This is a genomic window from Polynucleobacter sp. MWH-Aus1W21, assembly GCF_018687275.1.
GTDB lineage: Bacteria > Pseudomonadota > Gammaproteobacteria > Burkholderiales > Burkholderiaceae > Polynucleobacter.
The window spans coordinates 1282147-1297427 of sequence record NZ_CP061287.1 but is presented as its reverse complement, the minus strand read 5'-3'; the positions used below and the strand labels follow the sequence as shown (position 1 = coordinate 1297427).

Annotated in this window: 14 protein-coding genes; 8 read left to right on the top strand and 6 right to left on the bottom strand. The window is 43.8% G+C overall.

Annotation, left to right across the window (positions count from 1 at the left end):
- Window positions 1–3 precede the first annotated feature (3 nt).
- A complete protein-coding gene (gene garD, locus ICW03_RS06670) occupies window positions 4–1554 on the bottom strand; it encodes a galactarate dehydratase (protein WP_215346705.1) in 1551 nt (516 codons plus the stop codon).
- Between the two features lie 91 nt (window positions 1555–1645).
- Here garD and ICW03_RS06665 point away from each other — a divergent pair, with 91 nt between their 5' ends.
- The 8 genes from ICW03_RS06665 (at window position 1646) to ICW03_RS06630 (ending at window position 10628) form a co-directional block, all read left to right on the top strand.
- Window positions 1646–2674, top strand: coding sequence for a LacI family DNA-binding transcriptional regulator (locus ICW03_RS06665; RefSeq protein WP_215346703.1), 1029 nt, complete (start codon window positions 1646–1648; stop codon window positions 2672–2674).
- A 116-nt stretch (window positions 2675–2790) separates the two neighbouring features.
- Window positions 2791–3702: a 5-dehydro-4-deoxyglucarate dehydratase gene (gene kdgD, locus ICW03_RS06660; RefSeq protein WP_215346701.1), complete on the top strand. Its 912-nt coding sequence runs from the start codon at window positions 2791–2793 to the stop codon at window positions 3700–3702.
- A gap of 16 nt (window positions 3703–3718) precedes the next feature.
- Window positions 3719–4684, top strand: a complete 966-nt coding sequence (locus tag ICW03_RS06655) for a tripartite tricarboxylate transporter substrate binding protein (RefSeq protein ID WP_215346700.1) — start codon at window positions 3719–3721, stop codon at window positions 4682–4684.
- 18 nt (window positions 4685–4702) lie between these two features.
- Entirely contained in the window at window positions 4703–6037 is a 1335-nt protein-coding gene (gene gudD, locus ICW03_RS06650; protein WP_215346698.1) for a glucarate dehydratase, read from the top strand.
- Between the two features lie 30 nt (window positions 6038–6067).
- Window positions 6068–7636: an aldehyde dehydrogenase (NADP(+)) gene (locus tag ICW03_RS06645; RefSeq protein ID WP_215346696.1), complete on the top strand. Its 1569-nt coding sequence runs from the start codon at window positions 6068–6070 to the stop codon at window positions 7634–7636.
- Window positions 7637–7648: 12 nt separating this feature from the next.
- Complete coding sequence (locus ICW03_RS06640) at window positions 7649–8635, top strand: tripartite tricarboxylate transporter substrate binding protein (RefSeq protein ID WP_215346694.1); 987 nt, start codon at window positions 7649–7651, stop codon at window positions 8633–8635.
- Window positions 8636–8670: 35 nt separating this feature from the next.
- Complete coding sequence (locus ICW03_RS06635) at window positions 8671–9654, top strand: tripartite tricarboxylate transporter substrate binding protein (protein ID WP_215346692.1); 984 nt, start codon at window positions 8671–8673, stop codon at window positions 9652–9654.
- 17 nt (window positions 9655–9671) lie between these two features.
- Window positions 9672–10628, top strand: coding sequence for a 2-hydroxyacid dehydrogenase (locus tag ICW03_RS06630; protein WP_215346691.1), 957 nt, complete (start codon window positions 9672–9674; stop codon window positions 10626–10628).
- A gap of 987 nt (window positions 10629–11615) precedes the next feature.
- Here ICW03_RS06630 and ICW03_RS06625 read toward each other — a convergent pair.
- From ICW03_RS06625 to ICW03_RS06605, 5 genes are read right to left on the bottom strand one after another with little or no spacing between them, the layout of a single operon-like run.
- A complete protein-coding gene (locus ICW03_RS06625; RefSeq protein WP_215346690.1) occupies window positions 11616–12116 on the bottom strand; it encodes a hypothetical protein in 501 nt (166 codons plus the stop codon).
- Window positions 12113–12814, bottom strand: a complete 702-nt coding sequence (locus ICW03_RS06620; protein ID WP_215346689.1) for a hypothetical protein — start codon at window positions 12812–12814, stop codon at window positions 12113–12115. The genes ICW03_RS06625 and ICW03_RS06620 overlap by 4 nt, the downstream gene beginning before the upstream one ends.
- 23 nt (window positions 12815–12837) lie before the next feature.
- Window positions 12838–14238, bottom strand: a complete 1401-nt coding sequence (locus ICW03_RS06615; RefSeq protein WP_215346688.1) for a ParB N-terminal domain-containing protein — start codon at window positions 14236–14238, stop codon at window positions 12838–12840.
- The gene (locus ICW03_RS06610; protein ID WP_215346687.1) at window positions 14235–14483 is read right to left on the bottom strand and encodes an AlpA family transcriptional regulator; all 249 of its coding nucleotides are present in this window, start codon (window positions 14481–14483) and stop codon (window positions 14235–14237) included. Before ICW03_RS06610 ends, ICW03_RS06615 begins: the two co-directional genes overlap by 4 nt.
- A gap of 40 nt (window positions 14484–14523) precedes the next feature.
- Window positions 14524–15198, bottom strand: a complete 675-nt coding sequence (locus ICW03_RS06605; RefSeq protein ID WP_215346686.1) for a hypothetical protein — start codon at window positions 15196–15198, stop codon at window positions 14524–14526.
- Between the last annotated feature and the right edge of the window lie 83 nt (window positions 15199–15281).

The window sequence follows — 15281 nt, the reverse complement described above, 5'->3', positions numbered from 1 at the left end:
ACATTAGGTAACTGGTGCCGGGTTGAAGAGCGCAATGGAGTTATGTAATTTCCATTGCTCTGCAAATGTTTTTTTGTGGCCGCTAGCGACTTCTAGCATCATGTGAAACATTTCCCAGCCAATATCTTCAATGCTAGCTGTGCCATCAGCAATCTTCCCTGCATTAATGTCCATAAGATCATTCCAGCGACGTGCTAGATCAGTCCTGGTGGCTACCTTGATTACGGGTACGGCAGCCAATCCATAAGGTGTGCCGCGTCCAGTGGTAAAGACATGAAGATTCATGCCGGCTGCTAGCTGCAGCGTTCCGCAAATGAAGTCACTTGCAGGGGTAGCTGCAAAAATCAATCCTTTTTGCTTGAGCTTATTGCCTGGGGCAAGAACGCCAGAGATAGGCGAGGTTCCTGATTTGATGATGGATCCCATCGCCTTTTCTACGATATTCGATAAACCACCTTTTTTATTACCTGGAGTTGTATTGGCGCTTCTATCTACGCTACCCCGTTTTAGATATGCGTCATACCAAGCCATTTCATCAATCATTGCTTGGGCAACCTCTGGTGTAGTTGCTCTAGAGGTGAGTTGATCTATGCCATCTCTGACTTCAGTTACTTCAGAGAACATCACGCTAGCACCGGCACGCACCAAAAGATCAGTACAAAAGCCTACTGCTGGATTGGCCGTTACGCCAGAGAAGGCATCACTGCCACCACATTGAACTCCAACGACGAGCTCGCTTGCAGGTACGGTTTCACGTTTGCGAGCATTCAGTTTTTCTAAATGGACTTTCGCAGAATCCATGATGGAGTCAATCATCGACATGAAGCCAACATGCTCATCGTCTTGCAGGCAAACCACATCAAGCGCTTCGTTACTGCCGCGCTGATCAGCAATAGGAATACTACCGGGAGGTAGAAGGCGATTGGGCTGGAGTTTTTCACAGCCCAAACTCACCACCATAACCTCGCCGCCGAAGTTGGGATTAAGGCTGATATTTCTTAATGTGCGAATGGGAATATCAGCCCCATCCGCATCAATAGCAACACCACAACCGTAAGTGTGTTCAATGCCGACTACATCATCCACATTAGGATACTTTGGGAGTAGTTCTGTTTTAATTCGCTGTACTGCGTAATCAACTACGCCTGAGACACATTGAACTGTAGTGGTGATTGCCAGAATGTTTCTAGTGCCAACTGAGCCATCTGCATTCCGATAGCCTTCAAAGGTATAACCTTCTAGTGGCACTTGAGGCGCAGGCTTAACGGTTGCGATAGGTAAGTTATCTAGTTCGCGCGCATCGGGCATTTTTAATAGCACCTCGCTAACCCAACTTCCAGCAGGGATAGCTTGAGCGGCATATCCAATCGGAATGCCGTAGCGAATAACAGGGACATCAATTGCTAAATCTACCAAAGCAACCTTGTGACCTTGGGGAACATGTTCTTTCAAGATAAGGCCGGATGACAAGGTGGTTCCTGCAGGCAAGCCACCGTCATTGGCAACAATTGCCACGTTATCGCGCTCATTCATGCTGATTGTCAGCGGTATCATCACTAGGTCCTAAGAAATTAGCGTCAAATGTAATTTTATGAGATTATGACAGAAATGATAGCGCTATCAAATTTGAGATGCAAGTACCTATATGAGTGATATTGAATCTAGTAGACGAAGTCGCCGCGGTAGCGGTGCAATTACGCTGCATGATGTGGCGCGTTTGGCAGGGGTTTCTCCAATCACTGCATCTAGAGCAATTAATAAGCCTGAGCAGGTTTCTCCTGAGTTGTTAAAAAAGGTGGAAGACGCTGTTGCACGTACTGGTTACGTACCTAATCGTATGGCAGGCGGCTTAGCCTCCTCTAGAAGTAAGCTTATTGCCGCAGTAGTTCCAAGTACGGTAATTTCGGTATTCAATGAAACAATTGAGGCCTTGAATAACACTTTGTTTGATGCGGGCTATCAATTAATGCTAGGTCAATCTGCATACTCTGCAGATCGCGAAGAGCTTCTATTGGATTCGGTTATTGGTCGACGTCCAGATGGCATATTTTTAACTGGTGTAATGCAGCCGGGTAAAGGGCGCACTCGCTTAATGGCGGCTGGAATACCGGTTGTAGAAACTTGGGATTTAACGCCCACTCCAATCGATATGCTAATCGGCTTCTCCCATGCAGATATTGGCTTAGCGGTCGCTAAGTACTTTATTGAAAAGGGTAGAAAGCAGTTGGCAGTCATTCGTGCAGGCGATGAACGAGCAGATCGTAGAACAGTTGCATTTATCGCGGCAGCACTAGAGGTAGGATTACCTAAGCCTTTTGTTGTTAACGTCGGCTCCGAGCGCTCAATTCGTAGTGGACGTCACGCCATGGCTGAGATATTAAGTAAGGCGCCTAAGTCAGACGCGGTATTTTGTAGTTCTGACTTATTGGCATTAGGCGCTCTGACAGAGGCTAGGGCGAAGAAAATTAGCGTGCCAAATCAAATCGCAGTGATGGGTTTTGGTGATGTTCCGTTTGTAGCGGATATGCTGCCAGCTTTATCAACCGTCCGAATTAACGGCGGAAAGATCGGTGAACTTGCAGCTCAATACCTGATGGATAGAGCTGAAGGTAAAACGATCGCAGAACCTATCGTTAATGTAGGCTTTTCCATCATCGAGCGAGATACCGCCTAGATTTAGGTATAAACCCTAGTATTAAAAGGTTTGACAAGAGTAAATGGTACCGCTAACATTCTACTTTATTTGGTAGCGCTACCATTTATCACAAAACTCTGAGTTAAGGAAGATTCATGAACCCCCAAGACCTAAAAACAATCGTTTCTGATGGCCTATTGTCATTCCCGGTAACGGATTTTGATCAACAAGGTAATTTCAATCCAAGGGGATATGCAGAACGTTTGGAATGGTTGGCGCCATACGGGGCCAGCGCATTATTTGCCGCAGGTGGAACTGGGGAGTTTTTCTCAATTGATGGGTATGAGTATCCAGAGATTATTAAAACTGCAGTGCAAACCTGTAAAGGTAAGGTGCCGATCATTGCGGGTGCCGGTGGCTCAACCCGCTTTGCAATTGAGTGCGCTCAAGAAGCGGAGCGTCAGGGTGCTCACGGAATTTTGTTGCTCCCACATTATTTGATGGAAGCAGGTCAGGAAGGTTTAATCGCTCACGTAGAGCAAGTCTGTAAGAGCGTGAAGTTTGGTGTGATTGTTTATAACCGTAATGTTACGAAGCTCACGCCAGAATCTTTGGCTATTCTTGCCGATCGCTGTCCAAATCTCATTGGCTTTAAAGATGGTGTGGGCAATATTGAAATCATGTCTTCTATTTACATGAAGATGGGTGATCGGTTTTCTTACCTGGGTGGCCTACCAACTGCAGAAGTTTACGCTGCAGCCTATAAGGCGCTTGGCACTCCTGTCTACTCATCCGCCGTCTTTAATTTCATTCCAAAAACAGCGATGGATTTTTACCATGCTGTGAAGTCTGATGATTTAAAAACACAACATCATTTATTACGTGAATTCTTTATGCCTTATCTAAAGATTCGTAATCGCGATCCTGGTTATGCTGTAAGCATCATTAAAGCAGGTGCAAAGATCGTTGGACATGATGCCGGTCCTGTGCGTGCGCCGTTAACAGATTTAAAGCCAGCAGAATATGAAGAGTTGGAAGCATTAATTAAAAAACTTGGTCCTCAATAATTAAAAGGAGATAAAAATGAAATTATCTAAATTATTTATTAGCTTGATGGGTGTTGCATTTTCTGCGACAGTATTAGCGCAGGCATTTCCAAATAAACCTGTGACAATTGTTGTGCCTTTCCCGCCTGGCGGTTCAACTGACCAAATGGCTCGTGCAATTGCACCAAAGCTTCAGAGTCAATGGGGTCAAGGTGTATTGGTAGATAACAAGGCAGGTGCTACTGGCACCATCGGAGCGACTTTTGTAAAGCGTGCCGCGCCAGATGGTTACACCTTATTTGTTACCTCTTTAGGGCCGTTAGTAATTGTCCCGTATTTGATTCCGAACCTGCAATATGACCCAGCCAAGGATTTTGATTTTCTAACAGTAGGACTTCAGTCGCCTAATGTCTTGGTTGTTCCAACGAATTCCCCGTATAAAACGGTTGGCGATCTCGTAGCTGCAATGAAGGCGAATCCCAACAAAATTACTTTTAGCTCTGCTGGAACAGGATCTTCAGATCATTTGACTGCAGAAATTTTATGGGATCAAACCAATACTGAAGGCGTTCATGTACCTTATAAAGGTGGTGCTCCAGCTATTACCGATTTGATTGGTGGAACAGTTGATGCTCAATTTGCAAATGTGAATGCAGTGATTCAATACATCAACGCGGGTAAGTTGCGCCCGCTAGCGATGACTGGCTCTAAGCGTTCACCAGTCATACCTAATACTCCAACTATGAAAGAAGCAGGCGTAAATGACATGGTAATTTACTCATGGCAAGCAGCCTTAGCTCCTAAGGGCCTACCAGCTGATGTGAAGGACAAGATTGCTAAAGGTATTGTGAGTGCATTGAATGATCCTCAGGTAAAAAAGGGGTTTATAGACATTGGCTTTGAAGTTGTGGCCAATACCCCCGAGCAATTTGCAAAGTTCCAGGCGGAAGAAGCTGTGCGCTGGAAAAAGCTCATTGAGTCACGAAAAATTACTGCTAACTAAATTGAGTATGAGTCTTTTATGAATACACCCTCTACCCCCATCATTACAAGCATGCAAGTGATCCCTGTTGCAGGGGAAGACAGTATGCTGATGAACTTGAGCGGGGCGCATGGTCCGTATTTCACTCGTAATATTGTGATTCTTCGCGACAACGCAGGTAACGTCGGTGTTGGCGAGGTTCCGGGCGGACAAAAAATTGAAGACACTTTAAATAGGTGTTCAGAAATTATTGTCGGCTCATCTATTGGGGCATACAAATCCTCTTTAAATGCAGTGAGGGAAAAGTTCGCTAATCTCGATACGGGGGGTCGCGGTTTACAGACATTTGATCTGCGCACCACGGTACATGTTGTTACGGCTCTAGAGGCTGCATTACTGGATTTGCTCGGCAAGCATTTAGGTGTTCCTGTTGCCGAGCTGTTGGGTGATGGCAAACAACGCGATTCTGTTGAGATGCTTGGATACTTGTTCTTTGTAGGGGATAAATCTAAAACAGATCTTGCCTATCGCTCTGAAAAAGACTCTGATGATGCTTGGTTTAGGGTACGCAACGAAGTTGCAATGACTCCTGAAGCAGTGGTTCGTCTGGCTGAAGCTTCTTATGAGAAGTATGGCTTTAGTGACTTCAAGCTCAAAGGCGGAGTGTTGTCTGGAGAAGCGGAAGTTGAGGCTGTGACTGCGCTTGCAAAAATATTCCCAGATGCGCGAGTAACTTTAGATCCTAATGGCGGCTGGTTGCTAAAAGATGCAATTCGTTTAATGCGTGATATGCACGGCATATTGGCTTATGCGGAAGACCCATGTGGTGCGGAGGGGGTATTTTCAGGGCGTGAAGTGATGGCGGAGTTCCGTCGTGCTACTGGATTACCAACGGCAACCAATATGGTTGCTACGGATTGGCGTGAAATGCGGCACTCTATTCAATTGCAATCTGTGGACATACCGTTAGCTGACCCTCATTTTTGGACAATGGCCGGTTCAGTGCGTGTAGCTCAAATGTGCCACGAGTGGGGCTTAACTTGGGGTTCACATTCTAATAATCATTTTGATATTTCATTGGCGATGTTTACTCATGTTGCTGCTGCAGCTCCCGGCAAGATTACGGCTATTGATACACATTGGATTTGGCAGGATGGTCAACGTTTAACTAAAGAGCCATTTCAAATCAAAGGTGGACATGTTCAGGTTCCTAAAAAACCAGGCCTTGGTGTGGAGTTAGATATGCAAGAGGTAGAAAAAGCCCATCGCCTTTATAAAGAAAAAGCATTAGGCGCTCGCGATGATGGTATTGCAATGCAGTTCTTGATTCCAAACTGGAAATTCAATAACAAAATGCCTTGTATGGTTCGATAAATATTATTAATACAAATAAGAAAGCGCTTTATGACTATCGCAGGAAACATGATTATTGGACAAGATTTAGTTAAAGGTTCAAAAAAGGCCATTTACGCTGTCAATCCTGCAACAGGTGAAAATCTTGAGCCTGCTTATTTAGGCGGAAGTGCTCAAGAAGTTGATCGTGCTTGCGCATTGGCCGAACAAGCATTTGATACGTACCGTGAGACTGATCTTGAAACGCGTGCCAAGTTCTTAGAGCAGATCGCTGCTAATTTAGCTGCTAATGGACCAGCTATTATTGAGCGTGCTGGCTTGGAGTCAGGCCTACCAAAGGCTCGCTTAGAGGGTGAGCTTGGTCGCACGATGAATCAACTTAAACTCTTTGCTGAAGAGGTAAGAGCAGGTCGCTGGTTAGGCGTCAAGATTGACACTGCAATGCCTAATCGTACTCCGCTACCACGTTCCGATATTCGTTTGCGTCATATTCCCTTGGGGCCAGTGGTTGTTTTTGGGGCAAGTAATTTTCCATTAGCTTTTTCAGTGGCAGGTGGCGATACCGCTTCTGCATTAGCTGCAGGCTGCCCAGTAGTCGTTAAAGGCCATTCCGCGCATCCTGGAACTTCAGAGTTAGTTGGCCAAGTAATACAAGCTGCGGTGAAGTCATGCGGTATGCCAGAAGGCACCTTCTCCTTATTATTTGGTTCAGGAGCTGACATTGGTTCTGCTTTAGTAGCCGATCCTCGTGTAAAAGCTGTTGGCTTCACAGGCTCACGTTCTGGCGGCGTAGCTTTAATGAAGATTGCGGCTGCTCGCTCTGAACCCATTCCAGTCTACGCTGAGATGAGCAGCATTAATCCAGTGTATCTACTCCCAGAGGCTCTCAAGAATCGTGCTGATGCCATTGCAACTGGATTTGTGAATTCAATGTTGATGGGGTCCGGTCAGTTTTGCACTAATCCTGGACTAATGATTGTTAAAGATGCCCCTGAATTAGATGCATTTATTAGTAAAGTCGCCGACCTTATTTCGGTTGCTCAACCGGGCACGATGCTAACACCAGGCATTCATCAAGCCTTTGAGTCAGGAGTGGGAAAGCTAAAAGACAATGGTAATGTGCAGTTACTTGCGCAAGCCCAAGAAGTTAGTGGCCCAAATCAATGTCGTGCGCGTTTGTTTGTAACGACTGCGCAAGCATTCCTAAATGATCATGCCTTACGTGATGAAGTATTTGGCTCAAACTCATTAGTCATTCGATGCAAAACGGAAGAAGATATTTTCGCTATTACTAACAGTCTGGAAGGTCAGCTTACTGCTACCGTATTAATGGACCCAAGTGATAACAAGGCTTTTATACAAAAGCTCATGAGCATCTTGGAGCGCAAAGTAGGGCGTATTCTATTTAATGGCTATCCAACAGGGGTTGAAGTTTGTCATGCCATGGTACATGGTGGACCATTCCCCGCAACATCGGATAGTAGAACAACCTCAGTGGGTACAGAGGCTATCTGGCGCTTCTTAAGGCCAGTTGCATATCAAGATATTCCTGAAGATTTATTACCCAGCGCTCTGAAGGATGATGGCTGGCAGGTTCCAAAATTCATTAATGGTAAATAAGAGGTAAATGAAATGTTCAATCAAGTGAAATGCCTCGTTGCACTCATTCTTTCTACGATGATTGGAATGTCTGCGTTTGCTCAAACTAATCCAGCAGCAAATTATCCTAATAAGCCTATCCGAATTATTGTGCCCTTTCCTGCTGGCGGAACATCCGATGTGTTGGCACGATTGCTTGGTCAGAAAATGGGTGAAGCCTGGGGTCAAACAGTCATCGTTGAAAATAAACCAGGTGCCAGTGGAAACTTGGGTGCCGATATAGTTGCTAAGGCAACTCCTGATGGCTATACCTTATTGCTCATGGATGTGGGCACACTGGCAATTAGTCAGTCTCTCTATCCAAATCTGACATTTAATGTCGATAAAGATTTTGCTCCCATAACAATGGTTGCATACTCTCCACATTTATTAGTGGCAAGCAATAAGATGCCATTTAACTCTGCTCCAGAGTTAATTTCCTATGCGAAAAAGAACCCAGGTAAGTTGAACTTTGCCTCTGCGGCGGGAAGCGGTAGTGCAAATCATTTGGCGGGCGTGGTATTTGCGAAGCAGGCAGGCATTGATTGGGCCTATATCCCCTATAAAGGCGGGGCACAAGCCATTACTGATTTGGGTGCAGGACAAGTCGACGTTACCTTTAACGGCATGACAGGCACTTATCCTCATGTAAAAAGTGGAACCATTAAGTTGCTAGCGGTTTCTAGTGCGAAGAGAAATTCAGTCATCCCAAATACCCCAACCGTTGCTGAGACGATTCCAGGATTTTTGACTGGCAGTTGGCAGGGCATCTTGGCGCCAGCGGGAACTCCCACACCTATTGTGAATAAACTCAATGCTGAAATATTAAGAGCAATGAAATTGCCTGAAGTGCGGGAAGCACTAAAGACAGCTGGTGCCGATCCATATCCAATGACTCCACAAGAATTTGACAAATGGCTAAATGCTGAAGTTTTGGCATGGGGCAAAGTAATTAAAGATAACAATATTAAGTTGGACTAAGTAAGCCTTATAGATTAATAAAGCAGGAGACAAGTATGTTTAAGATGATTGGCATCATTATTGCCTTGAGTGCAGCTGTTGTATGTTCAAGTGCATCAATGGCGCAGCCTAGTTCCGAGGTTTATCCCAATAGATCTGTAACGGTGGTAGTGCCATTTCCACCAGGCGGGGGTACTGATGCTGGTGCAAGGCTAATTGCCCAAAAGCTATCTACTAAATGGGGCCAATCCGTTATTGTTGAAAACAAGGCGGGCGCGTCTGGAATGTTGGGTTCTGAGTACGTCAGTAGAGCAAAGCCTGATGGCTATACGCTTTTAATTGGTAACGTAGGCACTTTATCTATCAATCCATCTTTATACAAAAAAATGCCTTATGACTCTGAAAAGGCATTTTCACCAATCAGTATGATTGCTGAACTTCCATATGTGCTGCTGGTAACCCCAGCTTTCCCAGCAACGAGTACAAAAGAACTAATCGCAATTGCAAAATCCAAGCCAGGGAAGGTGAGTTATGCCAGTTCTGGTAGTGGCGGCGGACCTCATATTGCTGCTGAGATGTTTGAAAGAGCCGCTGGAATTGAGTTACTTCATGTGCCGTACAAAGGTGGGGGCCCTGCAGCAGCCGATGTGATGGCTGGTCACGTAGATATGTATTTTGCAACTGTATTGGAGTCCATTGGATCAGTTAAGACTGGTAAATTACGCGGTCTAGCAGTGAGCTCATTAACAAAGTCACCAGCATTGCCAGAGTTGCCAACTATTGCAGAAGCAGCATTACCAGGATTTGATACAAGCTCATGGATTGGTATGGTTGCTCCAGCGGGAACACCAAACGCCATTGTTGATCAAATATCAAATGATATACGCGGTGTGCTCAATGATCCTGAGGTGAAGAAAACCCTCATTGGACAGGGTGCAACCCCGCTTGCTATGACACCATCAGTATTTAAAGCTCGTATTGAAAGCGATAGGCAGCGTTACGCTAAAGTGATTAAAGACGCTAATATTCAAATTGAGTGATAGATCCTCTATTCTATATGTCTAAATTAAATGTCATTCAAAACAGTTCTCTGCCTGCATGGTTGGAAGAGAATTTAGCCAAGCACTTTAATGTTTACCCCTTATGGAGTGACACTGCTCCAGATCAGTTCTTGGCTGAACACGGCGGTGAATATCAGGCCGTGGTTTCAAGGGCTGCCGTTGGCGTAAGTGAGCCCCTTATTAATAAACTCCCAAACTTAAAAGTGATTTCTAGTTTTGGGGTTGGGTATGACAAGGTAGCTGTTGAAGTCGCGAAAAGTAGAGGAATTCAGGTTGGGTACACACCTAATGTTCTCAATGATTGCGTGGCAGATACAGCATTTGGTTTGTTGATTGACGTTGCTAGACAGATGAGTGCCTCAGATCGATATGCTCGCGCAGGTAACTGGATAAGCAGTCCTTATCCAATGACTACAAAAGTTAGTGGTAAGAAATTGGGTATTCTGGGTATGGGTAGGATTGGCCAAGTAATTGCAAAAAGAGCTAGTGGATTTGATATGGAGATTCGCTATCACAATCGAAAAAATAATCCTGATCTGCCATTTCAATATGAATCGTCATTAATTGAGTTGGCAAAGTGGTGTGATTTCTTGGTTGTGGCTAGCGCTGGTGGTGTAGAAACCAATAATTTAGTCTCTGAAGAAGTCTTGAATGCTCTTGGACCTCAGGGTTATCTCATCAATATAGCTAGAGGGACCGTCGTGGATGAGCGGGCTCTTATACGAGCTTTAAAAGAGAAGAAAATTGCAGGTGCTGGCTTAGATGTTTATAAAGATGAACCAAATATTCCAGAAGAATTATTTAGTTTAGATAACACAGTCCTTTTGCCCCATGTCGCTAGTGCTACCAATGAAACCAGGCATGCAATGGCCGAATTGGTATATGAAAATCTTATAAATTATCTAGAAACTGGCAAGGTAAAGGTAGGGGTACCCGGCACAGTCAGGGAGTAGTGAAAGCTACACAAACCGGAATCCTTTGGTCCCAGGTTCAAGTCCTGGTGGGCCCACCATGAAACTACTAGGCTATCATCTGTTGATTTTATTATCCGCGACCATCTCTTGTGGGTTGTTGGTAGTCATTGTGTAGGTTATGTACTGCAAAGTCTGCTTTGGGTTGTTAGCAGCTTTTCTGATCTATGCTTCGTAGCTTTATTTTTCTGATAGGACTGTTTAAAATAAAGGTTGCAGCAACCTTCGGAAGCCAGCCATGAAAACATGCCCTACTAGAGAACAAATCCAAGAACGGATCAAAGCTCTACCAAGAAATCCCAACTATCTCACCAGAGAACAGATTAGACAGCGTATCCAAGAGCTGGCAATAACTAATCTACCCAAAAGACCTATAAATGCTGTGTGGAGCTAAGCTGCGGGGTAGAGATGCCCACTGTCAAAAGCACGGAATGCTCAACGGTAGATGTAGGCTACATGGTGGTCTGTCACCCAAAGGGGCAGAACACTGGAACCACAAGCATGGCTGGTGTACCAAAGAAAGCCGTCAGAGGTCTGTTGAAACGACCGCTAGGATCAGATTTCTGGAGATGGTAGCCATTGAGCTGGGGATGATTCAAAAGACGCGGTAATACGATGTTTGGCTATTTCTGGAGTTATTTTTGCAAAATATTTCGCTACCCTATGATTGCCTTGATATGCAGGGGTATAGCTATCAATTACATGTTCCTAACTTGTACCCATGTAGAAGTCTGGTGCGGAGTGATGCTCCGTCTATTTGATATTGCAATCAATAAGATAGGCGAACCCTAACTGTTTTCCCCACATGCATCCCCACAACTCACAACTTAATTAAATGGCGAGGAGGTACACCTTTCGAAAATGCCATTATTCCGAGGGTACAGGGGCGGTACAGGCCGTTTGTAGAAATTGAATAGCTGTTCTTAGCATAGTAATTTGGACGCTAGACGGCCCATTAAATGCATCTAGCTACCAATACTTAATTATTTCCCATTCATCTCGTTCAAGCTTCAAAACTGCGCGCCGCTTATCAATTGAGTCCTCCAGTAGCAATGGAATTTCATTGGGACGCTGATAACGCAACAGCGTGGGAAATGATTCTGCAACCGCCTTTTTGGTTGTCCAAGATAGTCCATCCTTGTTGATTTCATAACAACCTCGATAGATTTTGATAATTGTCGGCATCTTAGCGAGCGCTTCCAGTTCATCAGGTTCCATCATTAGATCCAACTCTTCCCTAGAGGCATTGCCAAGGATTTTGGATAGCTGGTCCTTATGCTCCCAGATATTGTCAGAACAGCACCAGTGTCTTCCTAAGGCTTTAAAGAAGCATTCCCGCTCTAGAAGAGGATAGGCGTCTAGTAATGTTCCCATTCGATTGTAGGAGTTGCAGTGACGGTCAATCTCCTTCAGTATGCGCAGAGAGTTAACTTGTTTTAATTGTTTTCGTACGCTGATTCTGGCGCTCATAACGAGATCCTAGTTATGGAGGAGTTATTAGAAAATTGATGCAATTCAAAGGTCTTAGTAAAGCTGACATTACTTGACATGTGATTACTGCTGAAGAACTCCTCTGTAACCACAATAGATGGCGTATCTAGATGGTCTCCGTTAGATGGTGTAGTGGAATGCTGATAGATGCCTCTAATTGCACCTGCTGGCGGAGCATCGCATATGTCCCTTGCTCCGGGAGAGGGTTCAATCATGTCTTTCTTTACACCCTTTGGCGGATTAAGAGTATTTTTTCTTAATGGCGCTACTGTTAGATATCCACTTCTGGCGCTCGGCCATCTTTCGGCCGCTCCGGCATCATATCCAGTAATTTTATCGAGGCTATGCCAAGTGATGGCATACCAGCTAGCTCTATTTGGCCGATGGCCTTTAACAGTCTCATAAATAAGCTTGGCATCGAGCAATTCTTTTTTTGCTCTACTAATAACATCGGAACTTGTCCAACCTCTCTTAGACAAATATTTCATAGTTGCCAAAAGGCGTCCATTATTATCTGATGCGTATTGCCTTGCAATATCAAGTAATAGTGACTTGGCGGCATATGATAGTTGCATAAATGCAGGGCTATCTATTACGCTAAATGGAAGCGCAATAAATCTTCCGCCATCCCTAGAGGAACCTTTTTTTGAGGCTCTTCTATGTTTATCGATCCCCATTTTGTTTTTCCTTAAAATTATTTTCAAACACGTTTGTCATCCCAGTCAAAATCACCAATTTGGGAAAAAATCACCTGACGATAAGCTTCAATTTTTACCGCTTCATCTTCCTCAAGCTCTTGTTGGGCGATAAATTCATCCATATCAAGGAATGAATAGATCGCTTCCCTCAGACTGCGCTTCATGAGTTCTACAGGTGCTGCGTCTAATTCAACGGCTTTAACCCCATACTTTGAAATGAACTTCCTATAATTTGGGCTTGAAGGTTTTGCATCCATATCGCTTGGTAGGGCATTATTCTTGACGTCTTCTGCCGTTAATGCAACCTTGACCGGATGAACATTTCTTAAGCCAAAATCATCCCTTAAGGATCTTGCAAAAGACTCAGCAATTTGCTCTCCATCGGGATCAAAATCTGTAAGCATCAAAAGAACCAACTTTGGCTTACCTGATTTAAGGAATCTTTGTACTAGATCAAATCGTGGAGATAGGGAGGCATATCCACGTGTAGTTGTAACTGGAATACAAAATTCTCTTGCAACGGATTCAATAATTGATCTGAGTGCATTTTTCTCTAAAATAATTTCAAAATGGTAGGGCTGACCCTGCATTAAGTCCCGGCTATATCCAGCGAGATAATTCTCAGTTTCTTGAAGAGCGAATTGCTCAAGGGTTTCAAATCCGCCTCCCAGTCTTATTGGGCGAGTTCCATCCTCAATTGCTTGTATTGGAATGTCACCATTTAGTCTTGCTCTAATCAATAAATTAGTTAAGGATTTATATGAGGATTTGTCATTGAGATACTTAGAATTAGGTTTTTTATCGTGTCTCAATGGAGGGTCGTTTAGTAGGAGGTAATGAATCCGCCTATCTGTTAATGGCCAGTACTCCTCATTTTCTTTAACAACCCTCATTACTGCACTAAGGAACAGAGTTGTTGTGATTCTCGCCCTTTTTTTAATGGTACCCAACGACACGTTTGATCGAATTCCATGACTAACACTAAGCAGATCTACTCTTCGCTTTAAAAGATTCGTATACGCAGAGCTTTTATCAAGCTCTAGCATCTTTTCTCTAACTTTTTCACCAGTAGATTTATCTCTTTGCTGGTTATAAAGCCTTAATAGTTTTAACCGCTCTGATTTAGCAAGTCCTTCAAAGGATTTGGATATAACTCTCACGGGAACCGTTTGGAGCTTAAGTCTTTTTGCCGAAGCTAAGCGCCTGTGACCACTCAGTAGGTAGAAATCATCTGTTAAGACCAATGGCTCCTGAATTCCAGACTCCTTGATTGAGTTACAAAGATCTTGATCATCATGATTAGCTATTGCAAAGGGATCGTAGAGATAGTTGTTCTCAACGGCAACCTTTATTTGGCTAATTGGAAAATGAGATAAGTCCCATTTTTTTTGGGCTGAGGTCATTTGCCGCCCCCCTGAGACTCAACCCATTTATTTATGCTTTCAAGTGTCCAAACTTTTATGGTTGGTGAGAGAGATATGGATTTTGGAAATCGAGAGGTCGCTTCCCAAAGGTTGATTGTGGATTTAGAGAGTGTGGTTAATTTGACAACATCATTAATCCGCAAGAGCTGATTTTCTGATTGATTTAATAGTTCTTTCATTTTCATCTTCATACATCCTTTCTTTAATTTGGAAGATGTATGCATGATGATTTATAGGTATTTATTTGTCCTTTTATAGGGGTACTTATTGCCCATTTTTTCTCTCTTGAATAAGATGCCGAATAGTTCCTTCTTTATATTGCCTCACCCAGTCACCATAGGTTCTTCTGGGAAGGCTGTATCCATTGATTTCCATGATTCTTTCAATTACCTTATGCCTGGGGAAGGTTGCCTGTCCGTTGAGCTTTTTATGTTCCTCTATAAGCTCAATACATAAGTTCTTTCGATCCCAGTCGGTAGGATTGTTTGGTGGTTTCTCGCCAGAGTTGAATGAATTGATGAGCAGTTTATATTGCCGTAGGAAATGAAGAACCCCATCAAAGGAGAAGCCGATGATGGTACCCGCTCTCCAAGGCACTTGATTAGAGGCTTTATATTTAAGGAAGCCTGCTTTTGCATCTTCCGAATCAATCCTCAATTTCTCAACCATCTCCTTCATTGAGGTATCAATTGATGGATTTTCCCAAGGGTAGTCATCAATAAAGTTGAGAAGAATCTCACAATATTCGCCAATCAAATTCCCCAGCTCTTGATCAATCCCGTACCTTAAATAATATTTATTGATTAAAAATAGAAAGCGATTGTAGTCATATTGAAGTTGTGGAAGATCGAAGTTCTTCAATATCACTTGCTTTGTTTTATGAATAATTTTGGGGGTAGGAATTTGCTCCTTACCTCCCATGCGAAATACGCTACCCATAAATTCTCCTGCATATTACCTGCAAAAAACACACCCAGAGAATGCAGGAATTCCTATTCGCCTCGTCAGGCTAGGGTGTTTTG